We start from the raw sequence: 26,559 nt of genomic DNA, 5'->3' as shown, positions 1-26,559 counted from the left end.
CGACGGTTGCTCTGCGACGCCTGCGTCGTGCCGGTGGTGTTGGGCGGCAACAGCGAAGTCCTCGACGTCGGCCGCACACAGCGCACGGCCACCAAACCACAACGCGACGGGCTCACCGCACGAGACCGCGGCTGCGCCTACCCCGGCTGCGACGCCAAGGCATACCGATGCCAAGTTCATCACGTCGTGCACTGGGCTCACCGAGGCCGCACGGCCGTCCATTCGATGGTGCTGTTGTGCGTCACCCACCACCGGATGGTTCACCGCGCCGGCTGGACGATCAGAATGGTCGACGGGTGGCCAGAGTTCATCCCGCCGAAGTGGCTGGACTACACCCAAACGCCACGACGAAAACCCAAACCATACGAACACGTACGCGCCGGCTAGATCTTGAGGGTCGTGTGCTCGGACGGCGGCGTCGGAGGTCACGGTGTTCAGGCCGCGGCGACCTGCCGGTATTTCTTGGCGGCGGCGGTCTCGGTGGTGTCAGGCTCGGCGGCTATGGATACGAACCCTGCGCTGCCGTCCCGGCTCACCGGTGCGGCGCTGGTGCTCGGGCCGGTGGTGTTCGCGGTGTCGACGTTCTTCTGGGTGGGCGGGAAGTACGGGGTCACCGGGGGGATGCTGGTCGCGGTCGGGACGATGGTGTGGGCGTACGGGCTGGTGGGGCTGCGCGAGCCGCTGGCCAGGTGGGCGCCTTCGGTGGTCTCGGTCTGGATGTTGGTCATGCTGGCGGGGGCGTTCTCCGGGGCGTTGTTCGGCGGGCGGGACTTCTTCGAGGCGGCGTTCGCGGTGCCGCGCGAGGTTGCGCTGGAGAGGTTTGCGGAGCATCCGGTGGAGTCCGGGGTGTTGTTGTTCTGGTCGGGGCCGTTGTTTCCGTTGAGTCTGTTGATGTTGGGGGGAATGCTGGTCAGGGGGCGTGCGGCGCCCACGTGGGTGGGGGTGTTGGTCTGTGTGGGGGCGGTGGCGTTTCCGGTCAGCAGGATCACTCGGGAGGCCGGCGTGGCGCACCTGGTTGATGTGCTGCTGGTGGTGCCGTTCCTGTATCTGGGGTGGCGGTACTGGCGCGGTGGTTACGAGCCGGTTGGGCCGGAGGTGAGCCGGCGGATCGCGTCCTCGTCGTAGCCCAGCTCGGTGAGGACCTCGTGGTTGTGTTGGCCGAGGGTGGGCGGGGCGGAGCGGGGGACCGGGCGCGCGCCCCGGTAGGAGACCGGGAAACCGACCTGGCGCAGCGGGCCGACCTCGGGGTGCGCGACGTTCTGGACGATGCCCAGCGCGTCGGTCTGGGGGCAGGCGTAGACCTCGGCGAGGTCGCGGATGGGGGCGGCGGGCACTCCGGCGGCGCCCAGTAGGTCGGTCCAGTGTGCGGTGGTCGCGGTGGCGAGCGTTTGTTCCAGGGCGGTGGTCAGCTCGGCGCGGTGTTGGACTCGGCCGGAGTTCGTGGACAGGCGCTGGTCGGCGGCCAGGTCGGGGCGGTTCAGGACGGTGCACAGGCGTTGCCACAGGGCGTCGTTGCCGACGGCGATGACGAGGTGGCCGTCCTTGGTGGGGTAGGCCTGGTAGGGGACCAGGTTGGGGTGGCCGGAGCCGAGGCGGTGCGGGGTCTCGCCGGTGGCGAACATGCCGGTTGCCCAGTTGATGTGCAGGGCTAGCTGGGATTCGTACAGGGATGTGGTGACGTACTGGCCTCGGCCGGTGCGGTCGCGCTCGACCAGGGCGGACAGCACGCCGATGGTGCCGAACAGGGCGGCGCCGAGGTCGCCCATGGCGTAGCCGGCCTTGACCGGGGGGCCGTCGGCCTCGCCGGTCAGGGACATCAGGCCGGCCATCGCCTGGGCGATCATGTCGTAGCCCGGTTCGCCGGCGAGCGGGCCGGCCTCGCCGTAGGCGGAGATGTGCAGCACCACCAGGCGGGGGTGGGCGCGGGACAGCTCGTCGTAGCGGAACGCCCGCTGCAGCGAGCTGCCCGGGCGGAAGTTCTCCACGACCACGTCGGCGCCGGCGATCAGCTTGTGGGCGGCCTCCTGGCCTTCCGGGGACTTCAGGTCCAGGGTGACCGAGCGTTTGCCCCGGTTCGCGGCCAGGTAGTAGGTGGCGTCCGGGCCCTGGAACGGCGGGCCCCAGCGGCGGGTGGGGTCGCCGCCGTCCGGATGCTCGACCTTGATCACGTCGGCGCCCAGGTCGGCCAGCGACATGGTGGCGTACGGGCCGGCGAGGATCTTGGACAGGTCGACGACGCGGACTCCGGCCAGCGGGCTCGGACGGTCAGGTTCGGGCATGGCTCCGGCTCAGCTCCTCGGCGGACTCGACGGACTCGGCGGGCTCGGCGGACTCGACGGGCAGGGCGGCGAGGGCGGCGTCCCGGGGCACGGCGGTGCCGTCCGCGAGCGCGTCCAGGTGGGCCAGCGCCCCGCGGTTCGGGGCGTCGCCATCACCGAGCACACGACCAAGGTAAGCGTGCGCGACCAGCAGCGCCCGGTGGCCGTGACCCTGAGAGATCTCGTGCTCGGCGTGCTCGACCAGCAGGGTGGCCATCACGGCCGCGCTGAGCGACGACGCATAGCGGGCGATCCCGACCTCCTGCTCGTCCAGCGGCAGCTCCAGCAGCCGGTCGCCACGCGCGCGCAGCTCGTCCCAGTGCCGGGTGAGCAGCGCCGAGGCCGTACCGCCCACCGACGACGCGCGCGATCCGTACACCCCCGCAACCAGCCGGTGCGCCCCGTCGCGGCGCATGCAGCGCAGCACGTCCAGGGCTATCACGTTGGACGAGCCCTCCCAGATCGACCCGAGGTGGGCGTCGCGCAGCAGCCGGGGGTTCACCCAGTCCTCGATGTAACCGTTCCCGCCCCGGATCTCCATCGCCTCGCCGGTCACCGAGCGGGCCCGCTTGCACAGCGTGTACTTGGCCAGCGGCGTGAGCACCCGCACCAGCCCGCGCGCCTCGTCGTCGCCCGCGTCCGCCCGGTCCAGCACGCCCGCGCAGTCCAGCACCATCGCCAGGCCCGCCTCGGTGTCCAGCATCAGCGGCAGCAGCGTCGCGCGCATCAGCGGCTGCTCGAACAGCGGCCGGCCGAACACCTCCCGCGCCCTGGTGTGCCGGACCGACTCGGACACCGCGCGGCGCATCAGCGCGGTGGCCCGCATCGCGTTGGACAGCCGCGAGGCGTTGACCATCTCGGCCATCTGCCGGAAGCCGTTCGTCAGCGAGCCGACCGGCCGCGCCCAGGCGTCCTCCAGGGTGACCTCGCCGCTGGCCATCGAGCGGGTGCCGAGCTTGTCCTTGAGCCGGTCGATGCGCACCGCGTTGCGGGTGCCGTCCGGCCGCACCCTCGGCACCAGGAACATCCCCAGCCCCCGGGTGCCCTCGCCCTGGCCGGGCACCCGGGCCAGGGTCAGGATCACCTCGGCGGAGACGTTCGAGCAGAACCACTTGCGCCCGCGCAGCGTCCAGTGGGTGCCGTGGCCGGTCGCCTCGGTGGCGGTCAGGCCGACGTCCGTACCGCCCTGTCGCTCGGTCATGAACATGGCGCCGGTCGCATGGCCCGGCGACGTGGAGGTGAGCGCGGCGATCTCGGCGGCGGAGCGGTCGGCGTCGAACAACCGCAGCACCCGCGCCGCCGAGTCGGTCATGTTCACCGGGCAGGCCAGCCCGAACTCGGCCTGCACGAACAGGTAGGACAGCGCGTACTTGACCACGTGCGGCACCGGGGTCGGCCAGCCGAGCACCCCGGGCCGGTGCGACATCGCGGCCAGCCCGAACCGCTCGAACGCCAGCTCGGCCATCCGCTGGTACGCCGGGTGGAACTCCACCTCGTCGATCCGCTCGCCGGTCGGGTCGTACTGGCGCAGCCGGGGCGGGTTGGCGTCGGCGGTCGCGGCCAGCCGGTCCAGCTCGCCGGCCGCGAGCCCGCCCAGCTCGTCCAGCACCGGCTCCAGCCGGGCCAGGTCGTCCGCCGGGAGCAGCCGGGCCAGGAAAGGCCGCAGCGCGGGGTCGTCAGACGCGAAGTTCATCGTTTCCTCCCGGGGTCCACGTGCGCGCGACCAGCGCGAGCACGGAGACGATCGAGATGAGCACGTACCCGACGCCCACCGCGACCACCGGCCAGATGGACCCGGTCGCGGTGAGCAGCGACTGGCAGAGCACGGGCGCGGTGCCGGCGAACAGCGTGGTGCTCAGCTGGTAGCACATGGACATCCCGGTGTAGCGGATCGCGACCGGGAAGACCTGGGCGAGGATGCCGGCCAGCGCGGCGTAGTACATGGCGTGCGGGAACGTCGCCACCGCCATCCCGATCATGGCAAGAGGGAACGAGCCGGTCTGGATGAGCATGAACATCGCGGGCAGCAGCACCAGCTCGGGCAGCAGCATCCACAGGATGGCGCGGCGCAGGTCGATCTTGCTGGCCAGCACAGCGCCGAACGGCTGGACGATCACCTGGACGACCAGCGCCACCGTGATGATCGTCAGGAACGAGGACTTGTCGAAGCGCAGCTCGGTGGTCGCCCAGGACAGCGCGAACGTGGTCTTCACGTACGTGATCGCCACCCCGGCGGTGCCGGCGCCCACGCCCAGCGCGACCAGCAGCGGGTAGCGGGAGAGCACGTCGCGGATCGGCAGCCGGGACACCGTGCGGGCGGCCAGCACCCGGTTCATCTCCGGCGTCTCGGCCAGCCGCAGCCGGATGAACAGCCCGACGAATACCAGCACCGCCGACGCCAGGAACGGCACCCGCCAGCCCCAGCTGGAGAACGCCGGCTCGGACAGCTGGGCGATGGCCAGGAACGCGAGCGTGGCCAGCAGGTTCCCGGCCGGTGAGCCCTGCTGGGCGAACGCGCCGTAGAGGATCTTGCGCCCGGGCGGGGCGTACTCGGTGGCGATGAGCACCGCGCCGCCCCACTCGCCGCCCATGGCCACGCCCTGCAGCATCCGCAGCGCGATCAGTGTGATCGGGGCCGCCGCGCCGATCTGCGCGTACCCGGGCAGCAGGCCCACGCAGAACGTGGCCGCGCCCATCATCACCAGCGTGACCACCAGCGCCCGCTTGCGCCCGAACCGGTCGCCGAAGTGCCCGAACACCAGCCCGCCGAGCGGCCGGGCCAGGAACCCGACCCAGAACGTGCCGAACGCGGCCAGCGTGCCCAGCGCCGGCGACATGGCCGGGAAGAAGATCTTGCCGAGGACCAGCGCGGACGCCGAGCCGTAGATGTAGAAGTCGAACCACTCGATGGTAGTGCCGATGAACGCCGCGATCCCGGCCCGCCGCGCCTCGCCCCTGGTCGGCTGGCCGGCCGGGGTGTCGGCGTCCTCGCCGACCTGTTGCGTCATCGCGGGCTCCTCCCCATCGGCGGTCGCCGCCGTGGTGGGCGCCCCCGTCGTCACCCTGACAGCCGCCGCTGAGACCTGTCCAGGACCGATTCCGGCCTCCGGTGAGACCTGTTCGATCTCGATCAGGTCGGGATCCGGGCCGCGATCGAGTCCAGCACGAGGTCGAGCCCGAAGGCGAAACGGTCCAGCGCCCGTTGCAGCGTGTAGGGCAGCGCGGAGCTGGACACCGAGAATGCCCCGGCCGCGTCGAGCGCGGCGAGCCGGGGAAAGCGCCCGTTCATGCGTTCCTCCAGCAGCGGGACGAGGCCCTGCCACCACTCGTCGTCGCTGCTCCCGGTCTGCACCGGAGCCTGCTCGGCCTCGACGACCGCCGCCGCGGCGCCCCGGGTGTACGACTCGACGGCGCCGACGCAGCCGACCACCTCGATCGCCGCCAGCCCCCGCCCGTCGAGCAGGGCCAGCGCGGCGTCGTACCGGGCCAGCACGTGCGGGCCGAACACCGTGCGCGAGGTCGCCACCCGCAACAGCCAGGGGTGGGCGCGAAAGGCGGCCAGGTCGGACAGGGCCAGCTCGCGCAGGCCGGCCCGCCAGCCGTCGTCGGCGGTGGGCAGGTCCTGGGTGCCGACCACCCGGTCCACCATCAGCTCCAGCAGCTCCGCCTTGCCCGGCACGTAGGTGTACAGCGACGCGGCGCCGATGCCGAGCGCCTGGGCGAGCCCCCGGATCGAGAGCGCGGCCGGCCCGGCCCGGTCCGCCTCGGCGATCGCGGCGTCGACGATGTCGTGCAGGTCGAGCCGTTGCCGAGGCCCCCGTCGCGGCGTGGGCAGCCCGTCCCAGAGCAGCGCCATCGTGCGCGCCGGGTCACCGCGTCCGGCGTACTCCACCGCCGACCTCCACATCGTTTCACCAAATACGTCGAACAGCGTACGTTATTTTGGTGCCCACCGAGCTGACCATCCCGATGCTGCCCTGCCGCGACCTCGACGACGTGCTGCCGTTCTACGCCGCGCTCGGGTTCGACCAGACCTACCGGCAGCGGCGCCCCAACCCCTATGCGGTGGTCCGCCGAGGCGGCATCGAGCTGCACTTCTTCTCGGTGCCGGGGTTCGACCCCGGCGGGTCGCTGGGGAACGTGGGCGTGCTCGTCCCGGACACGGGGGAGCTGCACGCGGCGTTCAGCGCCGGGCTGCGGGCGGCGTTCGGGAAGGTGCCGGTGTCCGGGATCCCGAGGATGACCCGGCCACGGCGCCGGCAGGGCACCACGGCCGGCTTCACGGTCGTCGACCCGGGCGGGAACTGGCTGCGGATCAGCAGGCTCGGCGACACCGAGGAGGACCCGGCCGAGACCAGGGACGACGACAGGCTCGCGCGGGTGGTGGCCGCCGCGGCCCGCCAGGCCGACTCGCACGGCGACGAGCACGCCGGCATCCGGGTGCTGGTGAACGGGCTGGCCAGGCACGCCGACGCCGCGCCGCCGAGGCGGCTGCCCGCGCTGGTCTACCTCGCCGAGCTGCGGATGCGCACCGGCGACCGGGACGCGGCGGCCGCGCTGCTCGCCGAGGTCGGCGCGATCGAGCTGTCGGACGCCGACCGCGCCACCCTCGCCACCGACCTGGCCACCGCCGCCGAACTGGCCGCCGAGCTGGCCGACCGGCGGTAGCCTGGCGGCTCACGATCACCGGAGGTAGCTCATGACCGAGACCTCGCTCGACGGCCGGCGGTTCGGGTCGGTCGGGGACGTCGAGGCGGGCGAGGTCGGGGTGGGCACCGTCTTCGAGTATCACGAGGACGACGGCGAGGTCTGGGCGCACTACTCGGGCGGCGCGGTGCGGCGCGGATACCTGGTCGGCACCCGGGTCGGCGACCGGCTGGACTTCCGGTACTCCCAGCTCAACGACCGCAACGAGACGTCCAGCGGGCACTGCGTGTCCACCGTCCGGGTGCTGGCGGACGGCCGGCTGCGGATGGACGAGACCTGGGAGTGGGAGTCGCGACCCGGCGCGGGCACCAGCGCCGTGGAGGAGATCCGCGACTGAGCCCGGTCACCCGGCGGTCGGCCCGGCCGTGGGCAGGGCCTCCTCAGCCACCCTGAGCACCGCGCGCAGTGCCGCGGACGGGTTGGTCGCGCGCCAGGCCAGCGCGATGTCCAGCGCCGGCACCCGGTTGCGGATCGGGCGGAACACCACGTGGTCGAGCTGGATGTTGCGCGCCGAGCGGACCACGATCCCGACCCCGACACCGGCGCCGACCAGCGTCAGCAGGCTGTACACGTCCGGTGCCTCCTGGGTGATGGACGGGGTGAACCCGGCCTGGAAGCAGGCCCGCATCGCCGCGTCCCGGACCGCCGAGCCGCGCGCCGCCGGGAACGTGACGAACGGCTCGCCGGACAGCTCGGCCAGGTCGATCTCGTCCCGGCCGGCCAGCGGGTGGGTGTCCGGCAGCGCCACCTCCAGCCGTTCCACCCGCACCACCCTGGCCGCGATGCCCTCCCGCACCGGCAGCGCCACGAACCCGAGGTCCAGCGAGCCGTCCGCGACCCTGGCCAGCGCCTCCCCGGAGTACATGTGCCCGCGCAGCACCAGCTCCACCCCGGGCAGCGCCGAGGTCACCGCCCGGGTCAGCGGGGGAACGGCGCTGTAGCCGCTGGCCCCGGCGAACCCCACGGTGATCCGGCCGACCTCGCCCCGGCCGGCCGCCGCGACCGCCCGCCGGGCCACCGCCGCCTCGCCGAGCACGCGGCGCGCCGGCTCCAGCAGCGCCCGGCCCTCGGCGGTCAGGCCCACCGATCGGGTGTTGCGCTCGAACAGCGCCGTCCCGAGGTCGCGCTCCAGCAGCCGGATCTGCCGGCTCAGCGGCGACTGGGCCATGTGCAGCCGCGCCGCGGCCCTTCCGAAGTGCAGCTCCTCGGCGACCGCGACGAACGCGGCGAGATGACGCAGCTCCATGGCCGACGATCCTGCCCGGTGCGAGCGGTGCTCGTGTTTTTGCCCGCGCAATTAGATATGCCGGTTCCCGCTGGTCGGCAACGTCAAACATCGTCACTGAATTGGGCGACAGTGACGTTCCCGATTCGACATCGTGATTGTCCTGTAACTAGCGTGTGCGCCTTCGCTCCCCGTAATGGAAGGGATCTGTTTCGCATGTCACGTACCGCACGCGTGGTCATTGCCGGAATCGTCACCGCCGGGGCACTGGTGGCGGGCGCCGGAGCGGCGTTCGCCGACGAGCCGGGCGACGGCCGCCACGACGACGGTTCGAAGGGCACCAGCTCGGAGAAGAAGGCGCCGAGCTCGGACACCAGCTCGGAGGGCGCCGGCTCCGAGGAGGCCGGCGGCGCCGGGGGTGGCGACATGCTCGGCGGGCTGCTGGGAAGTCTCCCCATCGGACTCTAATTGGCGTGCCACCCGTCCGGGTGAGAGGCCAAGGTGGGCGCCATGACCAACCCCGCGCCCGACGAGCGCATGCTGCCGGTGAACGGCATCGACATCTGCGCGCAGGCCTTCGGTGACCCGGCCGCCCCGCCGATCCTTCTCATCGGCGGGGCGGAGGCGTCCATGGACTGGTGGGAGGACGAGCTCTGCACGCGGCTCGCCTCCGCCGGTCGTTACGTCATCCGCTACGACAGCCGCGACACCGGCCGTTCCACCACGTTCCCGGTCGGCGCTCCGCCGTACACCGGGCCGGACATGGTGGCCGACGCCGTGGGCGTGCTGGACGCGCTCGGGCTGCGCTCGGCGCACGTCGTGGGCATGTCCGGGGGCGGCATGGTCGCCCAGACGCTGGCCGTGCACCACCCAGCCAGGGTGGCCACGCTGACCCTGATCTCCACCTCGCCCGGCGGCGACGGCCTGCCGTCGATGAGCCCGGAGCTGGCGCGGCGGTTCCAGGAGCCCGGCCCTGGCCCGGACTGGGCCGACCGCGAGTCGGTCATCGCGTACTTCATCGACGGGGAACGCGGCTTCGCCGGCACCATCCCGGTGGACGAGCCGCGCATCCGCCGGATCGCGGGCCGCGCCTTCGACCGCTCCCCGAACCTGGCCGCCGCGGCGAACCACTGGATGGTCGGGGGCGGCGAACCGGTCCGCCCGCGCCTCGGCGAGATCACCGCGCCGACGCTGGTCATGCACGGCACCGAGGACCCGCTGTTCCCCTACGGCCACGGGGAGGCGCTGGCCCGCGAGATCCCGGACGCCAAGCTGGTCCCGCTGCCCGGCGTCGGCCACCAGATGCCACCGCCCGAGGTCTGGGACATCGTCATCCCGGCGCTGGTGGACCACACCGCGTAGTGCGCCGTCCGGGCCCGTGAACTCGCTCATTCATGCTGGTCGCGGGCGAGCGGGCTCGGGCATAGTTGGCCAATGGCCGAGCCGGCGCCGTGGGTTCCACACCCGTGGGTGCCGCGCGATCACGCCGAGGTCGCGGCCGGCTGGCGGCTGTGGCTGGAGCTCAGCGACGCCGCCTGGCCGGGGGCGGACTGGTCGGGGACGCCGGCGGATGCGGTGCGCCGGATCGGTGACGTGCTGTCGGCCTGCTCGGACATCGAGGCGGAGTACCTGGCGGCGTCCGAGGACCCGTCGAAGAGGCTGCTGCGGATGTTGCGGTCGGTCTACTTCGTGGGGTTCGCGCCGATGGAGCTGTGGCGGCACGACGACGGGCCGCTCGACCCCCGGCGGGCCGAGCTGCTGCACCGGGACCTGGCGGTGTTCGCCGACCATGTGGAGGCGGTGCTGGAACGGCTCGCGGAGGGCGGCGGCTGGACGGCGCTCAACGCCGACCGGGGACGGCACTGAGGCTTGGTGTTGGGGCTCGGCATTGAGGCTCGGCGTCGAGGCCGGGTGCATGTGCCCGTGCCGACACGGGATCCGCGCGATAGCGTGCCGGCGATGGGGGGAGCGACATGACGCAGCCTGACCGAATCATCGAACCGCCGCCCGGCGTCGTGCTCATGGGCGACCCGAGGGTGGCGGCGATCCCGATCGTCGAGTCCGGCGAGCCGATGGCCGACCTCGCGCGCATCGAGGCGATCCGGACCGAGTCGCGGCGCCACTCCCAGGCCGGCGTGCGCTGCCTGGTCCGCGAGGAGGTGGCGCGCCGGCTCACCGCCGCCGTCGAGACCCTCCCGGACGGGCTGACCTTCCTGGTCGTGGACGGCTACCGCGCGCCGGCCGTGCAGCAGCGGCTGTTCGACAGGTACGTGGACAAGCTCGCGCTCGCACACCCCGACCGGAGCCCCGACGAGGTCAGGACGCTCGCCTCGCGCTTCACCGCGCCCCCGGAGGGAGCGCCGCCGCACACCACCGGCGGCGCCGTGGACATCACGCTGTGCGACTCCGCGGGCCGGGAGCTCGACATGGGCTCGCCGGTGGACGCCAACCCCGAGGAAAGCCAGGGCAGGTGTTTCACGGCGGCCGCCGACCTGAGCCCCGACCAGCGCCGCAACCGCGACCTGCTCATCGAGACGCTCACCACCGCCGGGTTCGCCAACTACCCGACCGAATGGTGGCACTGGTCGCTGGGCGACCGCTATTGGTGCCTGATGACGAATGGAACCGCCGCCCGCTACGGCACGAGGTACGTCGATTGACCGGCGTCATTCGGGACGTGCCCTACCGGGCGCAGTGGGAGTCGCCCGATCTCATCGCGGACATCCTGGCCGGGACCGTGCGCGCCGGGGACGACCCGCTCTGGTCGCGGTCGGGGGCGCGGGACCCTCGGGAGTACGAGTTCTGGAGCTGGCGGGCCTGCGGCATGGCGTGCCTGAAGATGGCGCTGAGCCACTGGACCGGGCGGGACCGGCCGCTGGTCGTGCTGGCCAAGGAGGCCATGGCGCACGGCGCGTACGTGGTGCGGGAGGACTCCGTCCAGGGGCTGATCTACGAGCCGTTCACCCGGTACGTGGCCGAGCGGTTCGGCCTGGCCGCGCGGTCCCGTCCCGAGCTGGAGCTGGACGAGATCACCGAGCTGGTCGAGGGCGGTGCGCTGGTTATGGCCTCGGTGCACGCGAGCGTCCGGTGGCCGGACTCGGAGCCGCCGGTCCCGCCGGGTACGGGCGGTCACCTGGTGCTCGTGGTGGGCCACACCGGCGACGAGATCGTGATCCACAACCCGTCGGGAGATCGGGCGCACAACCAGTCGTTCGCGCGCATCCGCCGCGCCGACTTCGCGCGGTTCTACGGCGGCCGGGGCGTCACCCTCGGCCCGTACCGGCGCTGACCTGGGTGGCGACCAGGTTCGCGGCGCGCTCGCCGGAGCGGATCGCGCCGTCCATGAAGCCATCCCACGCCTCGGCCTGCTCGGAGCCGGCCCACACGATCGGGCCGGGATGCTCGCGCAGGCTCGGCCCGGCGGAGGTGAGCAGGCCCGGTGGGGTGCGGGGCAGGCAGCCGGAGAGGAAGCGCTCGGTCCGCCAGTCGTGCTCCAGGTAGGCGACCGGGCGACGGGCGCGCTCGCCGAAGTAGCCGGCCAGGCAGTCCAGCACGCCGTCGCGGCGGGCCTCGGGGTCGTCGAGCTGGCGCTGCGTCGGCGCCAGCCGGTTGCCGGCGGTGCCGGTGGCGCCGGCGAGATAGGTGGTGAGGATGCCCACGTGGGCGTCGGGCGGTGAGTTGTCGAAGGTCAGCGGGGCCGGGCCGGTGTCGGCGAGGGCCTGGCCGTTGAGCCCCGCCTCGCGCCAGAACGGCCGGTCGTACACGGCGTTGACCCGCACCGCGCTGAGGCTGCCGGCGCGCCGGTACGCGGTGGCGACCGGCTCCGGCAGCGGCGGGTCGAAGCCGATCCTGGCGCGGTCGGCTGGGGCGAGCGCCACGATCACCCGCCGGGCGCTCACTACGCCGCCGCCGGGCATCAGCAGCCGCGCCCCGCCGTCCCGCCGCTCGATCCCGGCCACCGGGCGGCCCAGCCGCACCCGGTCGCCGAGCTGGGCGGACATCCGCAGCGCGAGCTCGTGCGACCCGCCGGCCAGCCGCCGCTCCTGGGCGCCGCCGCGCACCGCGAGCAGCCGGTACAGCCCGCCGGTCGAGCGGATGTGGGCCAGCGCCGCCAGCAGCGACACCTCGGCCGGCTCCCCGCCGAAGATCACCGCGCTGACCAGCGTGAACAGGTTGCGCGCCGGCTCGGTCCTGGTGGTGCGCCGGACGAAGTCGGCCAGGGTCGCGGCATCCAGCGCGGCCGCGTCCGGCGCCGCCCACGGACGGCGCGGGTCGACCCGCCGCGCGGCCGTCCCCAGCCTGACCGCCGCCCGCAGGAAGTCCGCCATGGCCAGCGGGAACCGGTAGGGCAGCGCGCGGAAGGCGTGCCGGCGCCCGCCGAGCACCAGCACCGTGCGGCCGCGGTCGTAGGTGGGGAAGGTCGGCACCCCGAGCTCGCCGGCCAGCGCGAGCACCCGGTCCTGGCCGGGCCCGACGAACTGACCGCCCGCCTCGACGATCGTGTCCGCGTCCACCCGCTGGTTCAGCACCCGCCCGCCGACCCGGTCGGACGCCTCCAGCACCAGCACCGACCGAACCCCGCGCTGGACCAGCCGCCGCGCCGCCACCAGCCCGGACAGCCCGGCGCCGACCACCGCCACCTCGACCATCTCGACCGCGCCGTGCCCCGGCATGGCTCGCTCCTCCCCGCCGTCCGCCCTGTATATATTGACTGTCGTGACAGTAAACAAAGTCGGCCGTCCGAGCAAGGCCGCCGAGCGCCGGGCGCACATCCTGGAGGCCATGGCCGCCGAGGTCGCCGGCCACGGACTGGCCGAGGTCACCGTCGCCAAGGTCGCGCAGCGGGCCGGCCTGCAGCGCACCCTGGTGTTCCACTACTTCGGCGACCGCGACGCCCTGGTCAGGGCGTTCCTGGACGAGGTGGTCGGCCGCTACGGCGAGACGATGGTGCTGGGCGATCCGGGCGCGCCGTTCCGGGACAGGCTCGACCTCGCCTTCGAACCGGGCTTCTACCAGCAGCGCGAGCACCTCGTGGTGTGGACCGAGCTGGTCGCGCTGGCCGCCCGCGAGCCGTCCGTGCGCGACCGGCTGCTCGCGCTCTGGCGGGACCGCTGGTTGCCCGAGGTCGAGCGGCAGCTCCGCCGCGAACGCCCGCACGCCACCCCGGCCCAGGTCGGCCGCACCGCCTACGGCCTGGCCTGCCTGGTCGAGGGCCACTGGGCGCTGTACCTGCAGGGCCTGGACGATCCCGCGCGCGCCCGAGCCGCCCGGGACGCCGCCCGCACCCTGGTCGACGCACTCCCGGCCGCCCCACCCTGACCGGCCCTGGTCGGCGCCCGCACAGGTCCGGACGGAAGAATGGCCATCCGTGCCGGTCGACCACATCCTCGAACGCCGCCCGCTCGACGGAAGGGCCGGCTCATGACGCGGTCCGTCGCCGCCCCACGGCGGGAGTGGCTGGACGCCGCCTCGATCGATCCCGAGGTCGCCGCGCGCTACCCGGACTACGTCGCCTACCTGGTGGTCGCCGACGACCTCGAGTCCGGCCCCTCCGACGCGGCCAGCGAGCGCGCGCTCGCCGACGCCGAACGGACCGCCCGCGAACGGCTCGACGGCGCCGCCCCGGACACGTTGCCGCAGATCCGCCAGTGGCACGACGCGTTTCGGCTGTTCGGCGCCAAGCCCAACCGGACCCGGTGCAGCGTCGAGGCCCTGCTGCGGCGGCTCGACCAGGGCCTGCCGAGGGTGAACCGGCTGACCGACGCCTACAACGCCGTGTCCATCGGCCACCTGGTCCCGATCGGCGGTGAGGACGTGGACCACTACGCCGGCCCGCTGCGCCTGACCCTGGCCACCGGCGCGGAGGACTTCGACACCGTCGCCCACGGCGAACGCGTGGTCGAGCACCCCGAGCCGGGCGAGGTGGTCTGGCGCGACGACCAGGGCGTCACCTGCCGTCGCTGGAACTGGCGCCAGTGCTACCGCACCCGGATCACCGACCACACCACCCACGCCGTGTTCATCCTGGACGGCCTGCCGGCGCTCGGCCCGACCGGCCTGGAGGACGCCGGAGCCAGGCTTACCGAACTGCTGCTGGAGCTGAACCCCGCCGCGGCCGTCACCACCCGGGTGCTGCGCGCGAGCTAGTCCGGCGGTAGCCGGATGTTCGCGTAGCGGCGGCGTTTGGCCGGCGGGGCGTGCGGCATGGGGCTGCGGCTCTCGAACCCGACCAGGAGCTTGCGCAGCAGGCCGGCGAGGGTGGCCTGCTCGTCGGCGGTGAGCGGGGCGAGCATCCGGCGTTCGTTGGCCATGTGCTCCGGGCCGACGCGGGTGAGCAGCTCACGGCCGGCCTCGGTGAGCTGGACGTGCATGCTGCGGCCGTCCTCGGGGTTCGGCACGCGGCTGATCAGTCCGGCGTACTCCAGGCCGTGCAGCGTGTGGGTGATCGCCCCCGAGGTGCGCATGACCGCCTGGTTGATCTCGGTCGGGGTCAGCCGGTAGGGCTCGCCGACGCGGCGCAGGCAGGCCAGCACGTCCCAGGACTGGCGGGTCAGCCCGAAACGGCCGAACACCTCGTCCAGCTCGCGGTCCACGTACGCGCGCACCCGCCCGAGCCTGGCGACGACGGCGACCGGCGAGGTGTCCAGCCCCGGGGCCTCGCGCGCCCACATCTCGAGCACCTCGTCGACGTGGTCACGGCCGGAAATTGGGGGTTGTGATTGCTGCACGTTAAAGTACTTTAGCGGTGGCCGTGGCGCTTCGCCCGGCGTGGCTGCTGGAGGGACGCTCTCCGATGAAGATCATCGCTTACGACAGGTTCCGGCCCGGTGTGACCATGGAGATGATCACCCCGTACCTGCCGGACGAGGTGTCGAACGTGTGGCGGCTGTGGAAGGCCGGGATCGTGCGGGAGAACTACGCCCGCGCCGACGAGCCCGGCGTGGTGATCGTCTTCGAGCTGGACTCGGTGGAGGAGGCGCGCCGGTACACCGACGACTTCCCGCTGTCGAAGGCGAACATGCTGGAGTGGTTCTTCATCCCGGTGCAGGTGGCGTTGCCGATCGAGAGCCTGTTCCGGCCCGAGATCGACGTCGACGAGCCGTACGACCGCACCACCAAGTCGTCCGTCGCGGGCGGCCGCTGATGAACCCGCGCGCCGCCGACATCCGGGTGCGCCGCTCGCTGGAGGACGCCTGCGACCCCCGGCACCTGGCGCTGCTGGTCTACGACATGCAGGTCGGCGTGGTCGGGCAGATCGCCGACGCGCGGCGGGTGACCGAGCGGGTCACCTCGGTGCTGGCCGCCGCCAGGGCCGCCGGCGTCCGCACCCTGTTCACCCGGCACGTGAGCCTGCCCATGGAGCTCACCGGGGCCGCCGGCCTGCGCACCGCGATGGACTGGCAGCACACCGACGACGTGGACAAGTTGATCTCCGCGTTCCCACCGAACGCGGCGGGCACCCAGCTACTGCCCGAGCTGGACCCGCGCCCGAGCGAGGCGGTGTTCGACAAGCTCGCCATGTCCGCGTTCGTCGGCACCCCGCTGGACTTCGTGCTGCGCGACGCCGGCATCGAGGCGTTCGCCATCGTCGGCGTGGCGCTGGAGGTGGGCATCGAGCCGACCGTCCGGCACGCCCTGGACCTCGGCTACCTGCCCGTCGTGGTGACCGACGCCTGCGGGGCGGGCGACCGCGAGGCGGCGCGGCGGTCACTGGACCAGCTGGCCTGGTTCGGCGGCTCCATCCAGACCGACGCCGCCACGCTCACCGCCCAGCTCGGCGGCTCGCGATGACCTCGACGACCGACGGCAAGCGGCTGGAGGCGTTCAGCGACGGCGTCATGGCGATCGCGATCACGCTGCTGGTGCTGGACCTCAAGGTGCCGCCGCACGCCGAGGCGGCTGGGAACACCACAGCGCACGGCCTGGCCGCCGCGCTCGGCCACGAGTGGCCGTCGTACGCCGCCTACCTGGTCAGCTTCCTGGTCATCGGGATCATCTGGATCAACCACCACGCGATGTTCACCCAGGTGCGGCGGGTGGACCGGGCGGTGCTGTTCACCAACCTCGGCCTGCTCATGGTGGTCTCGCTGATCCCGTTCCCGACCCGGCTGCTGGCCGACTACCTCACCTCGGACGACTCCGATGCGCACGTCGCCGCCGCCGTGTACAGCGCGACCATGCTCGGCATGGCGGTGGCGTTCACCGGTCTGTGGTGGGCGATCACGCGCGACGCCGGCCTGCTGCACGAGCACCTGGACCGGGCGGCCGGCCGCGCCGCGCTGCGCCGGTTCAGCCTCGGGCTTGCCGTCTACGGCGGGTGCATCGGGCTGTCGTTCGTGAACGCCTACGCGACGCTGGCGGTGCACGGAGCGCTCGCCCTCTACTACTGCTTCGACCAGCTCAGCACGTCAGCGGTGTCGGCGTCGGCGGCAGAGGAGCAACCACGATGAGTCAGGAGACAGTTCGGGGCGGCCTGGAGCACCACCGGGCGGTGGACACCGTCGCCAGCCGTCCGAAGCGGGTCCTGATGGTGGTCGCCAACCCGGCGGTCAGCTCGAACAACGGCTGGCCGGTGGGGTTCTGGGCGGCCGAGCTGACCCACCCCTACTACGAGCTGACCGAGCGCGGCGTCGAGGTCACCATCGCCAGCCCGGACGGCGGCAGGGTGGAGTTCGACGCGCTGTCCGACCCGCGCGACGAGTCCCGCTGGTCGTCCGAGGACCTGATCAGCATGGGGTTCGTCCACACCCCGGAGCTGATGGCGCTGCTGGCGGACACCCCCAAGCTGTCCGAGCTGGACCTCGCGGGCTACGACGCGCTGGTGATCTGCGGCGGCCAGTCGCCGATGTTCACCTTCCGGGACAACGCCGACCTGCACCGGGCCATCCGCGCCTGCTACGAGGCGGAGAAGGTCACCGGGGCGTTCTGCCACGGCGTGGCCGCCCTGGTGGACGCGACCCTCTCGGACGGCTCCTACCTGGTCGCCGGCAGGACGGTCACCGGTTTCTCCAACGTCGAGGAGGACTACGTCGATGCCGCCGCCGGCGCCACCGTCATGCCGTGGCGGCTGGAGGACGCGTTGCGCGCGCGGGGCGCGAACTACATCCAGGCCGGCCTGTTCAAGCCGTTCGCGGCCAGGGACGGCCGGCTGGTCACCGGCCAGCAGCAGTACTCAGGACGGGAGGTCGCCAGGCTGGTCATCGAGATGCTCGGCGTCTGAGCGCGCGCCCGCGCGGTCCAGGACCGCCAGGTCGAGCCGGCCGAGGCGGTCCGGGTCGGCCAGCAGCTCGATCTCGACGATCTTCCCGCGCCTGATCGTGATGTCGAAGATGACCCTCGGCCGCCCGCCGGGGGTCCACGCGGCGCCCACCGCGCCGTCCACCAGCGCGGTCCGCGCCCCCCGTGCCCTGCCCCGGAACTGCTCGGCCACCGCCACCGCGCCTCGGACGGTGCCCGGTGCGCCCCAGGACGTGGCCACGGCGTCGGCCCGCAGCACCACGTCGGGGTCGAGCACCGCGAGCAGCGCCTCGAAGTCACCGTCCCGCGACGCCGCGAGGAACGCGTCCACGATGACCCGCTGGCGGGCGATGTCGGTGTCCGTGACCCGCTGCGCCGTCTGCACCCGCCGGCGGGCGCGGCTGGCGAGCTGGCGGGCCGCCGCCGGTGACCGGCCCACGATCGGCGCGATCTCGTCGAACGGCACCGCGAACATGTCGTGCAGCACGAACGCGAGCCGCTCGGCGGGGGCCAGCGTGTCCAGCACCACCAGCAGCGCGGACCCGACCGAGTCGGCCAGCACCGCCTCCCGCTCGGGGTCGACCGCGTCCCCGTCGGCCTCGACCGGCCCGGTCACCCGCTCGTCCCACGGCTGCTCGGGCCGCGACGTGCGCGACCGCAACATGTTCAGGCAGACCCTGGCGACGACGGTGGTCAGCCAGCCGCCCAGGTTCTCGACGTCGCCGGTGTCCGAACGGCTCAGCCGCAGCCAGGCCTCCTGCACCGCGTCGTCCGCCTCGCTGGCCGACCCGAGCATCCGCAAGGCCACCGCCCGCAGGTGTCCCCGGTTCTCCTCGAACCGCCGCGCGAGCCAGTCGTGATCGTCCATGGGTCCCCGACCTCCGTAAGGTGCCGTCCTAGCACTGACCCATCTCGACGGCGCGATGTGACACGTCGGGCCGCGTTCACCGATGAGCGGCCAGCACCGCCGCGAGGCCTTCTCGCAGGTCCTTGACGAAATACTCGGGAACTTCCAGCGACGGGAAATGCCCACCGGTCTCGGGCAGCCCCCACCGGACGATCTGTCGGTACCGCTGCTGTGCCCAGGGGCGCGGGCACTTCTCGACGTCGCGGGGGTACGCGGTGATCGCCGACGGGACGTCGACCCGGAGGTCGGGGTCGAGCGAGTTGTGGCTCTCGTAGTAGATGCGGGCCGCCGATGCGCCGGTCCGCGTCAGCCAGTACAGCGTGACGTCGTCGAGGATCCTGTCCCTGGAGATCCGTTCGAACGGGCTGTCCTCGGTGTCCGACCACTCGGCGAACTTGTCCAGGATCCAGGCGAGGAGCCCGACCGGTGAGTCGACCAGCGAGTAGCCGATGGTCTGCGGCCGGGTCGCCTGCAGCTTCGCGTACGCCGCGCGGCGGGTCCAGAAGTCGCGGGTGTCCTCGGCCCACCCGCGCTCGACCGCCGTCAGCCCGTCCGTCGTCAACCCGGGCGGCCCCTCCGCGAACGTGGTGTGGATGCCGAGGACGTTCGCCGGGAACCTGCCGCCGAGAACCGTCGTGATATTGCCGCCCCAGTCACCGCCGTGCGCCAAGAACCTGCCGTACCCGAGCCTTCCCATCAGTTCCACCCAGGCGGCCGCGATCTTTTCGGTTCCCCACCCGGTGGTGGCCGGCTTGTCGCTGTAACCAAAGCCCGGCAGCGACGGGACCACGACGTGGAATGCCGGAGCGCCCGCGTCTTTCGGATCCGCCAACTCGTCGACTATGTCGATGAACCGGACAATGCTGTCCGGCCAGCCGTGCGTCAGGATCAGGGGAGTGGCGTCCGCGCGCGCGGAGCGGCGGTGCAGGAAGTGGATTCCCAGATCGTCAATGGTCGTGCGGAACTGGCCGATCCGGTTGAGGCGCTTTTCGAACGACCGCCAGTCGTACCCGGTGCGCCAGTAGTTCACGACGTCGACGAGGTCGGCGAGGGGAACGCCCTGCTCCCATCGGCGAGGGTCGGGCGCGGCGCGATGGACCGTCTCGGTTTCCGGCAGCCGGGCGGCGGCCAGTCGCGCGCGCAGGTCGTCGAGGTCGTCGTCGGTCGCGTGGGCTTCGAACGCCTCGACGTCGCTGGTGGTGGGCATCAGACGAACCTCCTGGTCACCGTGGAACCCGCTTCGACCTGGTGCGAACCGGCTTAGATGGTTCTATCATGTCGTGCCGTCCAGGTGCAACCGGCTAAGGTGGTTCCATGCGGGTTGAGTTTCCTGAGTTCCGCCTCGGCAGCGTGCTGGCGACCAGCTTCACGGCGACCCTGACGGAGCGTCAGGGCGAGCCTGTGGAGCGCATTCCCACGCCGGGGCGGCTCGTCGACTGGCTGGCGGTGAGCGGGCTCGCCGTGGACTCCTGCACCACCGCCCAGCTCGAGCTCGCTCGGGAGCTGAGGGAGTCGATTCACGCCGCCGCGACGGCGGCCGCGGTCCACGACCCACTCCCGGCGGCCGCGATCCACATCATCAATGAGCGCAGCATTCAGGGCCGCGCGGCGGCTGTCCTGACGCCCGAGGCAAATCGTGAATGGCGACTCGGCTCGGCGTCCAGCGTCGAAGATGCTCTCGGCGTCATCGCCGCCGACGCGATCAGCATCATCGCGGGTGAACGAGACGGGAGATTGGCGTTGTGTGCCTCGCCGACCTGCCGGGCCGCTTTCTTCGACACTAGTCAGAGTCGCACCCGCAAATGGTGTGAAATGAACACGTGCGGGAATCGCGAGAAGAAGGCGCGCTTCAACGCCAAGCAGCGCAAGAGCGGGACTGCGGCGCGGGATGAAGCCGGCAGGAGCGGCTCCGTCGGGTAGTCTTCGGACACGTTGTCGAGCACCACGAGCAGCCGACGCCGGAGGTCAACGATCGGCACCGCGCCGAGGGTGGACGGCACCTGCCGTATAGGCACGCCCAGTGAGCGCGGGAGCCGGGCCAGATAGCCGGGGCAGGTATCCGCCCCGGCTATCATCTCCACATTACGGGTTCGGGCATTCCCGAGAACACTCGCAGTGTATGATATTATTGACCCAGCAGCAAATCATGGCGTAGCTCGGTGAGCATGGCTGATTCGAGCACCAGCAGCCTGGCGGGGAACCCGCGTTCGCGGTGGTTGTAGGTACGAGAAGGCAGAGTAATCGGTCGCTGAATCTTTCGAGCTGGTTCATCTGTCCTCAAAGAGTTTGTGAGCTGTCAGACCGCTCGCCGTGTCGTTCGTGGCCGCTCTGCTCCCTGCGGAACGGACTCGGCGTGGAACTTGTCGCTGTCGTCGATTATTGGACGGCCCTGGGCGACGTGATCACCGTTGCGGCTTTGGCCTGTGTCCGGCGGCGACAAGAATCATGAGGGCATGGAGTAGTCGGTCGCTGACTTTGCCGAGCTGGTCCATTTTCGTCCTCCAAGAGGTTTTGCGGGCCGTCTGAAGGCTAACCGGACCCTGCACATCCCATGCACATTCGGTGTGTGCTATCCGGCGTGGATCCGACGTAGCACCACTCCTACCACGTATTCCTCGGGGAGATAGCCGAAGCCGCGCGAGTCGGAGCTCATCTCGGGATTGTCACCGAGTACGACGAGTTGGCCCTCGGGAACATGCGTGTGGTCCGGCGGTAACGCCTCGGTGGTGATGGGTAGGGGGTCGCCGGCCGCGGCGGCGACCCGTTTCAGCAGCAGCGGTTCTCCGTCTCGGAAGGCGGGCGGCCTACGCAGGATGATCACGTCGGCCGGCTTGACCCGATGGCCACGGCGCCGGCGCACCAGCACCCGGTCACCCGCGACGAACGTGGGTTCCATGCTCTTGCCGCGCACGGTGACGATCAGCAGCGTGCGTCGCAGGGTGACGAGCGCGGCGCACAGCAGCACGCCGCCAGCGAAAGCCAGCATGGCGGGAATACGTCGCATGGTGCGTGGATAGCCGACCCTCGTACACGGCGCGCATATCGGTTCACGGATGGCGATGTGCAATCGATGTGCGGGCGTCGGCGAGTATCCGGCCCGGGACGACCGCGCAAGCGAGAAGCGGACGCGGTGCTCGTCGCCCGGTTCGACGAGCTGGTCGATCTGGTTCTGCCGCACCGTACCGAGATCGGGAGGGGAGCGCTCCGATGCCGTACATGGTTGCCGCCATCGTGCTGGTGGGTGTGTTGTGCCTGGTGAACCTGCTGGTCTGTTTGGGGGTGGTGCGGCGGCTTCGGGAGTACGCCGCGCGCTTCGACCAGATGTCGGCCGGCTCGCCCGAGATCGGTCTGGCGGAGGGTGCGTCGGTGGGGGCTTTCGAGGCGGTCACCCTCGACGACATCGCCGTCTCCAGGGATGACCTCGTCGGTGACACCGTCGTCGGGTTCCTCACCACCGAGTGCCCACCCTGCCACGAGCGGCTGCCGGAGTTCGTGGAGTACGCGCGCGGTGTCGCCGGGCGGACCCGGGTGCTGGCGGTGGTGATCGGGCCGGCGGACGCGGCGCCGTCGATGGTGCCCTCCCTCGCGGAGGTGGCGCACGTCATCCGGGACGATGGGGGCGGGGCGCTGTCCAAGGCCTTCGCGGTTCGAGGTTTTCCGGCGTTCTTCCGGCTCGCCGGCGCGACGGTGACGGCTCGCGGGACGAGCATCGCGGCCCTGCCCGCTCCCAGCGCGGCGTGAGCGCCGTCGAGACCGTCGACCCCTGCCGACCCGTGAGGTAGGCGAGCGCACGGCGGAGGCTCGGACGGCTTGTCAGCGCGCAGGGGCAACGCCTACGGTTTGGTCCGACCATTTTGGTCAGACCATGTGGGGTGGCGATGCGACGAGGCGGCGACCGGCTGGACTGGGCCGAGGTCAGCGCCACCGTGGACGGGCCGGAGCAACTCACCGCGCTGGTGGAGCGGCTGATCGCCGGTGGTGAGCTGCGTGCGGGGGACAAGCTGCCGTCCGAGCGGGACTTCTCGCTGCTGTTGGGGCTGAGCCGGGCGTCGGTGCGCGAGGCCATCCACGAGCTGGAGCTCAAGCGCGCCGTCGACCGGGTGCCGGGGCGGGGCACCCGGGTGCTCGGGTTTCCGGACAGCGACGCGACGGCCGGGCTGCTCGGCAGGCTCGCGGCCCAGCAGCGCACGCACGCGGAGATGCAGGACCTGCGCACCGCCGTCGAGCCGTCCGTGGCGGCGCGCGCCGCGCTGCGGGCCACCCCGGCCGAGGTGCTCGCGCTCGCGGAGGCGCTGGAGGTCGAGCCGGGCGACCTCACGCCGGAGCTGTCCATCGAGCTGGACCGGCGGTTTCACGCCATGGTGGCCGCGGCGACGCACAACCCGCTGTTCCTGAGCCTGGTGCGGACCACCGACGAGTGGACGGCGGACGTCCGCCGCGAGTCGCACCGCACGGCGTCCGGACGGCGGGACTCGCACGCCGGGCACCTGCGCATCCTGGACGCCATCCGCCTCGGCGACCCGGACGCCGCCCACGCGGCGATGCTCGACCACCTTCGGTCCGTCTCCGAGATCATCCGCGTAGCGACCACAGACCCCACCCCGAAGGGAACCCAGCACGATGGTGCCGCCACAGCCGAGTGAGTTACCCCCCGTGACGCCAGCGAGCGGCACGTTCCTGCACGTCCCGCCGCGTACCGAGGGCGCGCCGGCCGACGTGGTCGTCCTCGGGGTGCCCTACGACGTGGCGACGCATCCGTACCGGGTCGGCTCCCGGATGGGGCCCGACCACATCCGCGCGCTGTCCGCCCAGACCCGCCGCTACCTCGCCGACCGCGACGGCGACCCGCTGTCCGCGCTGGCCGTGGTGGACGCCGGCAACGTGGCGCTCACCCCCGGACGGCCGGAGCCGGCGTACCAGGCGATCGAGGCGGCGGTCCGGGAGATCCTGGACGCCGGAGCGGTGCCGCTGACCTTCGGCGGGGATGGGGCGGTGACGTTGCCGCAGCTGCGCGCGGTCGCGGCCAGGCACCCGGACCTGGTGGTCGTGCACCTGGACGCGCACACCGACGCCTACCCGGTCGACCCCGACGACCCGTACACCAACGCCACGACGTTCACCCACGCCGTGGACGAGAAGCTGCTCGACCCGGCCGCGAGCGTGCACATCGGCACCAGGGGCACCACCAGCGTCGCCGGCGTGGTCGAGTACGCCCGGAGGCTTGGCTACCAGGTGATACCCATGCCCGAGCTGCGCGCGACCGGCATCGCCGAGGTGGCGCGCGGGCTGACCACGGCGCTGGAAGGGCGGCCGGTCTACGTCTGCTGGGACATGGACGTGTTCGACCCGTCGGTGGCGCCGGGGGTGTGCACGCCGGAGTGGGGCGGGCTGACCGCCGCCGAGGGCATCGAGATGCTGCGCGCGCTGTCCGGCCTGCGGGCGGTGGCCGTCGACGTCAACACGGTCAGCCCGCCGCACGACCCGGCCGGGCTCACCGGCAGCCTGGCCGCCCGGATCGCGCTGGAGTTCCTCTACTCCCTGGCCGACGGGCGCTGACCCGATGAGCGACACGAGCCGCCAGCCCCGCACCGCCGCACTGGCCGCGCTGTCCGGACAGACGATCGAGTACTACGACTTCGTCCTCTACGGCACGGCGGCCGCGCTGGTGCTCGGCGACCTGTTCTTCCCGTCCGGCGACCCGGTCGCCTCGAAGGTGGCCGCGTTCGCCACGTTCGCCATCGGGTTCCTGTGCCGGCCGGTCGGTGGGATCCTGTTCGGCCACTTCGGCGACCGGCTCGGGCGGAAGAACACGCTGGTCGTCACGCTGCTGTTGATGGGAGGCGCGACCACGCTGATCGGCGCGCTGCCGACCTACGCCGCCGTCGGGGTGTGGGCGCCGATCATGCTGCTGGTGCTGCGGCTGCTGCAGGGCATCGCGCTGGGCGGGGAGTGGGGCGGCGCCACCCTGCTGGCGGTGGAGCACGCGCCGAAGAGCCGCCGCGCGCTGTACGGCTCGATCCCGCAGCTCGGGTCGCCGGCCGGATTGCTGCTGTCCACCGTGGTGCTGTTGCTGGCCGGGCTGCTGCCCGACGAGGCGTTCCGGACCTGGGGCTGGCGGGTGCCGTTCCTGTTCTCGGCGGTGCTGCTGGTCGTCGGGCTGGTGATCCGGCTGCGGGTGGAGGAGTCGCCGGACTTCACCGCCGCGCGCACGCCCGAGCCGGGCACGCGGGGCACGCAGGGGGAGCGGATACCGCTGGTGCGGGTGCTGAAGGCGGCGCCGAGGGCGGTGGTGTTCGGGATGATGGCGGCGTTGCTCAGCAGCGGCGGGTACTACCTGATCAATACCTACACCGTCAGCTATGTCGTGGACCAGCTCGGGCTGAGCTCGTCGGTCGGACTGGTCGGGCAGGTGGTCAATGCGGTGGTGCAGGCCGCGCTGGTGCTGTTCGTCGGGCAGTGGGGGACCACCCGCTCGCCGCGCATCCTGATCGCGGTGTCGGCCGTGCTGATGGCCGGCTGGGCGTTCCCGCTGTACGCGCTCATGCAGGTGGGCGCGCCGATGGCGATCTGGTTCGGGCTCGCGGTGGCCACCGTGTTCCAGACCGGCGTCTGGGCGCTGCTGCCCACCCTGCTGTCCAGCCAGTTCCCGGTCCGGGTTCGCTACACCGGGATCTCGCTGTGCTTCCAGGGCGCGACGGCGATCGGCGGGTTCTCCCCGCTGGTCGCCACGCTGGTGTCGTCCAGGACCGGCGGGAACCCGTGGGCGGTGGCCACCTTGCTCGCGGCGGTGGCGCTCATCGCCGGCATCGGCGCGTTCGGCCTGCGCGCGACCTGGTCCGACTCGTCGGAGTCCGAGCCCGCCGACGCGTCGGTTACGCCCTGATCCGGGGGCCGAAGGCGAGCGCCGCGAGCGCCAGCAACGGCGCGGCGGCGAAGACCAGGAAGTTCTGCTCCGCCGTCGCGCCGCCGGCCAGCAGCAGCCCGCCGACGACCGGCCCGGCGATTCCGCCGAGGCGCCCCAGGGCCACGGCCAGGCCGAGCCCGCTGCCCCGGCTGTGCGGAGGATAGAACGTGGCGATGTAGGCGAGCAGCAGGTTCTGCGCCCCGTTCGCGCCCGCGCCCATCAGCATGACCAGCGGATACACCAGCGCCGTCGGCGGGTGCGCGGCCAGCCCGGCGAGGCCGACGACGGCGCATCCGAAGCCGGCCAGCACGACGGTCCTGGGCTCGCGGCGGTCGGCGACCAGGGAGCCGAGTATCGACGCGGTGAGCGCGCCGGCCTGGAACACCGCGAGGAAGACCAGCGCGTTCGTGATCCCGTAGCCAGCCTTGATCATCAGTACCGGCAGCCAGGTGAGAGCGCCGAAGATGAGCAGCAGGCTGAGGATGTTCGTCACCCAGAACACCACCGTCGCCCGGGCCTGGCCGGGGGCGAACAGCGACGCCAGCGGCCGTGCCGCGGTCGCCGTGTCCGCCGTGTCCGCCGTGTCCGCCGTGGCCACAGCGGGCGCCGCGGGTTCGGCCGGCAGTTCGACGGGCAGGCGGTAACGGCGGATCTGAGCCCTCGCGTCGTCCACCCGACCCAGGCTCACCAAGAGGATGACGGATTCGGGCACCCGGAGCAGCGCGACCGGCACGATCAGCACCAGCGGCGCCACGCCCAGCCAGAACAGGCCCTGGTACCCGGCGACCGGCGCGACCCAGATCGTGGCGAGCGCGGCCAGCCCGCCACCGACGCCGATCCCGGCGCTGGCCATCGCGGTGGCGAACGTCCGGCGCGCGGCCGGCGAGTACTCCAGCACCATGGCCAGCGACACCGGGATGAACCCGCCGAGCCCCAGGCCCACCACGACCCGGCTGACCAGCAGGAACTCCGGGCTGGACGCCACCGCGCTGAGCGCCGACCCGGCGGAGAAGCAGACGACCGTCGTCAGGTACACCCGTCGGCGCCCGACCAGGTCGGTCAGCGGCCCGGCGACCAGCGAGCCCACCAGCATCCCGACCACCGCGGCCGAGCCGATCAGCCCGGCGAACTGTGGCGTCAGCTGCCAGTCGGCGCGCCTGAGCAGGTACGGGACCACCGCGCCGTAGACGTTGATGTCGTAGCCCTCGAACAGCAGGGCGGCCACGCTCAGGCTCATGATCGCCGCCGGAGTGCGGGTCAC

31 protein-coding genes are annotated in these 26,559 nt (G+C 72.3%); 20 read left to right on the top strand and 11 right to left on the bottom strand.

Annotated features, from left to right (window positions below):
* Both N912_RS63880 and N912_RS63875 read left to right on the top strand, forming a co-directional pair.
* Positions 1 to 387 (top strand): HNH endonuclease signature motif containing protein (locus N912_RS63880; protein WP_156994137.1); only part of this gene is annotated, 387 nt, incomplete at its 5' end.
* Positions 388 to 501: 114 nt separating this feature from the next.
* On the top strand, positions 502 to 1,125 hold the full coding sequence (locus N912_RS63875; protein ID WP_064745434.1) for a hypothetical protein: 624 nt from the start codon (positions 502 to 504) through the stop codon (positions 1,123 to 1,125).
* On the opposite strand, the gene N912_RS0130090 is transcribed toward N912_RS63875, so the two are convergent.
* From N912_RS0130090 to N912_RS0130075, 4 genes are all read right to left on the bottom strand, one after another.
* The gene (locus N912_RS0130090; RefSeq protein ID WP_028925305.1) at positions 1,074 to 2,279 is read right to left on the bottom strand and encodes a CaiB/BaiF CoA transferase family protein; all 1,206 of its coding nucleotides are present in this window, start codon (positions 2,277 to 2,279) and stop codon (positions 1,074 to 1,076) included. The two genes, N912_RS63875 and N912_RS0130090, sit on opposite strands and share 52 nt — an antisense overlap.
* A complete protein-coding gene (locus N912_RS0130085; RefSeq protein WP_028925304.1) occupies positions 2,266 to 4,011 on the bottom strand; it encodes an acyl-CoA dehydrogenase family protein in 1,746 nt (581 codons plus the stop codon). Before N912_RS0130085 ends, N912_RS0130090 begins: the two co-directional genes overlap by 14 nt.
* Entirely contained in the window at positions 3,995 to 5,326 is a 1,332-nt protein-coding gene (locus N912_RS0130080) for an MFS transporter (RefSeq protein ID WP_028925303.1), read from the bottom strand. The genes N912_RS0130085 and N912_RS0130080 overlap by 17 nt, the downstream gene beginning before the upstream one ends.
* A 122-nt stretch (positions 5,327 to 5,448) precedes the next feature.
* Positions 5,449 to 6,210 carry a TetR/AcrR family transcriptional regulator C-terminal domain-containing protein gene (locus tag N912_RS0130075; RefSeq protein WP_169747978.1) on the bottom strand — a complete coding sequence of 254 codons (762 nt, stop codon included), beginning with the start codon at positions 6,208 to 6,210 and terminating at the stop codon, positions 5,449 to 5,451.
* Positions 6,211 to 6,263: 53 nt separating this feature from the next.
* Here N912_RS0130075 and N912_RS0130070 point away from each other — a divergent pair, with 53 nt between their 5' ends.
* Both N912_RS0130070 and N912_RS0130065 read left to right on the top strand, forming a co-directional pair.
* A complete protein-coding gene (locus N912_RS0130070) occupies positions 6,264 to 6,986 on the top strand; it encodes a bleomycin resistance protein (RefSeq protein WP_211261432.1) in 723 nt (240 codons plus the stop codon).
* Between the two features lie 31 nt (positions 6,987 to 7,017).
* A complete protein-coding gene (locus N912_RS0130065) occupies positions 7,018 to 7,362 on the top strand; it encodes an avidin-fold protein (protein ID WP_028925301.1) in 345 nt (114 codons plus the stop codon).
* 6 nt (positions 7,363 to 7,368) lie between these two features.
* On the opposite strand, the gene N912_RS0130060 is transcribed toward N912_RS0130065, so the two are convergent.
* Positions 7,369 to 8,271: a LysR substrate-binding domain-containing protein gene (locus tag N912_RS0130060; RefSeq protein WP_028925300.1), complete on the bottom strand. Its 903-nt coding sequence runs from the start codon at positions 8,269 to 8,271 to the stop codon at positions 7,369 to 7,371.
* Between the two features lie 195 nt (positions 8,272 to 8,466).
* Between N912_RS0130060 and N912_RS0130055 the strand changes: the two genes are divergently transcribed.
* From N912_RS0130055 to N912_RS0130035, 5 genes are all read left to right on the top strand, one after another.
* Positions 8,467 to 8,718, top strand: a complete 252-nt coding sequence (locus N912_RS0130055; protein ID WP_156994136.1) for a hypothetical protein — start codon at positions 8,467 to 8,469, stop codon at positions 8,716 to 8,718.
* A 42-nt stretch (positions 8,719 to 8,760) separates the two neighbouring features.
* Entirely contained in the window at positions 8,761 to 9,612 is an 852-nt protein-coding gene (locus tag N912_RS0130050) for an alpha/beta fold hydrolase (protein WP_028925298.1), read from the top strand.
* A gap of 72 nt (positions 9,613 to 9,684) precedes the next feature.
* Positions 9,685 to 10,116, top strand: coding sequence for a hypothetical protein (locus tag N912_RS0130045; RefSeq protein WP_028925297.1), 432 nt, complete (start codon positions 9,685 to 9,687; stop codon positions 10,114 to 10,116).
* A 107-nt stretch (positions 10,117 to 10,223) separates the two neighbouring features.
* Positions 10,224 to 10,910: a M15 family metallopeptidase gene (locus tag N912_RS0130040; protein WP_084211331.1), complete on the top strand. Its 687-nt coding sequence runs from the start codon at positions 10,224 to 10,226 to the stop codon at positions 10,908 to 10,910.
* Positions 10,907 to 11,539 carry a C39 family peptidase gene (locus N912_RS0130035; RefSeq protein ID WP_028925295.1) on the top strand — a complete coding sequence of 211 codons (633 nt, stop codon included), beginning with the start codon at positions 10,907 to 10,909 and terminating at the stop codon, positions 11,537 to 11,539. The genes N912_RS0130040 and N912_RS0130035 overlap by 4 nt, the downstream gene beginning before the upstream one ends.
* On the opposite strand, the gene N912_RS55630 is transcribed toward N912_RS0130035, so the two are convergent.
* Positions 11,514 to 12,923, bottom strand: a complete 1,410-nt coding sequence (locus N912_RS55630) for a flavin monoamine oxidase family protein (protein WP_051580987.1) — start codon at positions 12,921 to 12,923, stop codon at positions 11,514 to 11,516. The two genes, N912_RS0130035 and N912_RS55630, sit on opposite strands and share 26 nt — an antisense overlap.
* Positions 12,924 to 12,966: 43 nt before the next feature.
* Between N912_RS55630 and N912_RS55625 the strand changes: the two genes are divergently transcribed.
* Positions 12,967 to 13,569 carry a TetR/AcrR family transcriptional regulator gene (locus tag N912_RS55625; RefSeq protein ID WP_037067197.1) on the top strand — a complete coding sequence of 201 codons (603 nt, stop codon included), beginning with the start codon at positions 12,967 to 12,969 and terminating at the stop codon, positions 13,567 to 13,569.
* Positions 13,570 to 13,671: 102 nt separating this feature from the next.
* On the top strand, positions 13,672 to 14,397 hold the full coding sequence (locus N912_RS0130020) for a B3/B4 domain-containing protein (protein WP_028925294.1): 726 nt from the start codon (positions 13,672 to 13,674) through the stop codon (positions 14,395 to 14,397).
* Here N912_RS0130020 and N912_RS0130015 read toward each other — a convergent pair.
* Positions 14,394 to 14,978, bottom strand: coding sequence for a MarR family winged helix-turn-helix transcriptional regulator (locus N912_RS0130015; protein ID WP_245645494.1), 585 nt, complete (start codon positions 14,976 to 14,978; stop codon positions 14,394 to 14,396). The genes N912_RS0130020 and N912_RS0130015 overlap by 4 nt on opposite strands.
* A gap of 65 nt (positions 14,979 to 15,043) precedes the next feature.
* On the opposite strand from N912_RS0130015, the gene N912_RS0130010 reads away from it, so the two are divergent.
* From N912_RS0130010 to N912_RS0129995, 4 genes are read left to right on the top strand one after another with little or no spacing between them, the layout of a single operon-like run.
* Positions 15,044 to 15,394 (top strand): hypothetical protein, encoded by a 351-nt coding sequence (locus N912_RS0130010; RefSeq protein ID WP_028925292.1) that lies wholly within the window; start codon positions 15,044 to 15,046, stop codon positions 15,392 to 15,394.
* Positions 15,394 to 16,041: a cysteine hydrolase family protein gene (locus N912_RS0130005; RefSeq protein ID WP_028925291.1), complete on the top strand. Its 648-nt coding sequence runs from the start codon at positions 15,394 to 15,396 to the stop codon at positions 16,039 to 16,041. The genes N912_RS0130010 and N912_RS0130005 overlap by 1 nt, the downstream gene beginning before the upstream one ends.
* Positions 16,038 to 16,700, top strand: coding sequence for a TMEM175 family protein (locus N912_RS55620; RefSeq protein WP_064745420.1), 663 nt, complete (start codon positions 16,038 to 16,040; stop codon positions 16,698 to 16,700). Before N912_RS0130005 ends, N912_RS55620 begins: the two co-directional genes overlap by 4 nt.
* Entirely contained in the window at positions 16,697 to 17,470 is a 774-nt protein-coding gene (locus tag N912_RS0129995) for a type 1 glutamine amidotransferase domain-containing protein (protein WP_084211328.1), read from the top strand. Before N912_RS55620 ends, N912_RS0129995 begins: the two co-directional genes overlap by 4 nt.
* On the opposite strand, the gene N912_RS55615 is transcribed toward N912_RS0129995, so the two are convergent.
* Positions 17,423 to 18,355, bottom strand: a complete 933-nt coding sequence (locus N912_RS55615) for a sigma-70 family RNA polymerase sigma factor (protein ID WP_051580986.1) — start codon at positions 18,353 to 18,355, stop codon at positions 17,423 to 17,425. The genes N912_RS0129995 and N912_RS55615 overlap by 48 nt on opposite strands.
* A 76-nt stretch (positions 18,356 to 18,431) precedes the next feature.
* The gene (locus tag N912_RS0129985) at positions 18,432 to 19,601 is read right to left on the bottom strand and encodes an epoxide hydrolase family protein (RefSeq protein WP_028925289.1); all 1,170 of its coding nucleotides are present in this window, start codon (positions 19,599 to 19,601) and stop codon (positions 18,432 to 18,434) included.
* A gap of 107 nt (positions 19,602 to 19,708) precedes the next feature.
* On the opposite strand from N912_RS0129985, the gene N912_RS0129980 reads away from it, so the two are divergent.
* On the top strand, positions 19,709 to 20,314 hold the full coding sequence (locus tag N912_RS0129980) for a CGNR zinc finger domain-containing protein (protein WP_028925288.1): 606 nt from the start codon (positions 19,709 to 19,711) through the stop codon (positions 20,312 to 20,314).
* Positions 20,315 to 20,963: 649 nt separating this feature from the next.
* Here N912_RS0129980 and N912_RS0129975 read toward each other — a convergent pair.
* Entirely contained in the window at positions 20,964 to 21,572 is a 609-nt protein-coding gene (locus N912_RS0129975; protein WP_245645492.1) for a S26 family signal peptidase, read from the bottom strand.
* 29 nt (positions 21,573 to 21,601) lie between these two features.
* Here N912_RS0129975 and N912_RS55610 point away from each other — a divergent pair, with 29 nt between their 5' ends.
* The 4 genes from N912_RS55610 (at position 21,602) to N912_RS55600 (ending at position 25,277) form a co-directional block, all read left to right on the top strand.
* Entirely contained in the window at positions 21,602 to 22,135 is a 534-nt protein-coding gene (locus N912_RS55610) for a TlpA family protein disulfide reductase (protein WP_051580985.1), read from the top strand.
* Positions 22,136 to 22,272: 137 nt separating this feature from the next.
* Complete coding sequence (locus N912_RS55605; RefSeq protein WP_064745433.1) at positions 22,273 to 23,037, top strand: FadR/GntR family transcriptional regulator; 765 nt, start codon at positions 22,273 to 22,275, stop codon at positions 23,035 to 23,037.
* Between the two features lie 10 nt (positions 23,038 to 23,047).
* The gene (speB, locus tag N912_RS0129960) at positions 23,048 to 23,950 is read left to right on the top strand and encodes an agmatinase (RefSeq protein WP_028925286.1); all 903 of its coding nucleotides are present in this window, start codon (positions 23,048 to 23,050) and stop codon (positions 23,948 to 23,950) included.
* Between the two features lie 4 nt (positions 23,951 to 23,954).
* Positions 23,955 to 25,277 (top strand): MFS transporter, encoded by a 1,323-nt coding sequence (locus N912_RS55600; protein ID WP_037067191.1) that lies wholly within the window; start codon positions 23,955 to 23,957, stop codon positions 25,275 to 25,277.
* On the opposite strand, the gene N912_RS55595 is transcribed toward N912_RS55600, so the two are convergent.
* Complete coding sequence (locus N912_RS55595) at positions 25,267 to 26,559, bottom strand: MFS transporter (protein WP_156994135.1); 1,293 nt, start codon at positions 26,557 to 26,559, stop codon at positions 25,267 to 25,269. The genes N912_RS55600 and N912_RS55595 overlap by 11 nt on opposite strands.

This window comes from Actinospineispora acaciae DSM 45401, assembly GCF_000620785.1.
GTDB classification, from domain to species: Bacteria; Actinomycetota; Actinomycetes; order Mycobacteriales; family Pseudonocardiaceae; genus Pseudonocardia; species Pseudonocardia acaciae.
Note: the sequence above shows the minus strand (reverse complement) of the source record. Positions and strands in the feature narration are given on the sequence as shown.

Excerpts from the sequence above, each read along its gene's own strand:
- N912_RS63875 (WP_064745434.1), top strand. The coding sequence starts at position 502 with ATGGATACGAACCCTGCGCTGCCGTCCCGGCTCACCGGTGCGGCGCTG.
- N912_RS0130090 (WP_028925305.1), bottom strand. The coding sequence starts at position 2,279 with ATGCCCGAACCTGACCGTCCGAGCCCGCTGGCCGGAGTCCGCGTCGTC.
- N912_RS0130085 (WP_028925304.1), bottom strand. The coding sequence starts at position 4,011 with ATGAACTTCGCGTCTGACGACCCCGCGCTGCGGCCTTTCCTGGCCCGG.
- N912_RS0130080 (WP_028925303.1), bottom strand. The coding sequence starts at position 5,326 with ATGACGCAACAGGTCGGCGAGGACGCCGACACCCCGGCCGGCCAGCCG.
- N912_RS0130065 (WP_028925301.1), top strand. The coding sequence starts at position 7,018 with ATGACCGAGACCTCGCTCGACGGCCGGCGGTTCGGGTCGGTCGGGGAC.
- N912_RS0130060 (WP_028925300.1), bottom strand. The coding sequence starts at position 8,271 with ATGGAGCTGCGTCATCTCGCCGCGTTCGTCGCGGTCGCCGAGGAGCTG.
- N912_RS0130055 (WP_156994136.1), top strand. The coding sequence starts at position 8,467 with ATGTCACGTACCGCACGCGTGGTCATTGCCGGAATCGTCACCGCCGGG.
- N912_RS0130050 (WP_028925298.1), top strand. The coding sequence starts at position 8,761 with ATGACCAACCCCGCGCCCGACGAGCGCATGCTGCCGGTGAACGGCATC.
- N912_RS0130045 (WP_028925297.1), top strand. The coding sequence starts at position 9,685 with ATGGCCGAGCCGGCGCCGTGGGTTCCACACCCGTGGGTGCCGCGCGAT.
- N912_RS0130040 (WP_084211331.1), top strand. The coding sequence starts at position 10,224 with ATGACGCAGCCTGACCGAATCATCGAACCGCCGCCCGGCGTCGTGCTC.
- N912_RS55630 (WP_051580987.1), bottom strand. The coding sequence starts at position 12,923 with ATGCCGGGGCACGGCGCGGTCGAGATGGTCGAGGTGGCGGTGGTCGGC.
- N912_RS0130020 (WP_028925294.1), top strand. The coding sequence starts at position 13,672 with ATGACGCGGTCCGTCGCCGCCCCACGGCGGGAGTGGCTGGACGCCGCC.
- N912_RS0130010 (WP_028925292.1), top strand. The coding sequence starts at position 15,044 with ATGAAGATCATCGCTTACGACAGGTTCCGGCCCGGTGTGACCATGGAG.
- N912_RS0130005 (WP_028925291.1), top strand. The coding sequence starts at position 15,394 with ATGAACCCGCGCGCCGCCGACATCCGGGTGCGCCGCTCGCTGGAGGAC.
- N912_RS55620 (WP_064745420.1), top strand. The coding sequence starts at position 16,038 with ATGACCTCGACGACCGACGGCAAGCGGCTGGAGGCGTTCAGCGACGGC.
- N912_RS0129995 (WP_084211328.1), top strand. The coding sequence starts at position 16,697 with ATGAGTCAGGAGACAGTTCGGGGCGGCCTGGAGCACCACCGGGCGGTG.
- N912_RS55615 (WP_051580986.1), bottom strand. The coding sequence starts at position 18,355 with ATGGACGATCACGACTGGCTCGCGCGGCGGTTCGAGGAGAACCGGGGA.
- N912_RS0129985 (WP_028925289.1), bottom strand. The coding sequence starts at position 19,601 with ATGCCCACCACCAGCGACGTCGAGGCGTTCGAAGCCCACGCGACCGAC.
- N912_RS0129980 (WP_028925288.1), top strand. The coding sequence starts at position 19,709 with ATGCGGGTTGAGTTTCCTGAGTTCCGCCTCGGCAGCGTGCTGGCGACC.
- N912_RS55610 (WP_051580985.1), top strand. The coding sequence starts at position 21,602 with ATGCCGTACATGGTTGCCGCCATCGTGCTGGTGGGTGTGTTGTGCCTG.
- N912_RS55605 (WP_064745433.1), top strand. The coding sequence starts at position 22,273 with ATGCGACGAGGCGGCGACCGGCTGGACTGGGCCGAGGTCAGCGCCACC.
- N912_RS55600 (WP_037067191.1), top strand. The coding sequence starts at position 23,955 with ATGAGCGACACGAGCCGCCAGCCCCGCACCGCCGCACTGGCCGCGCTG.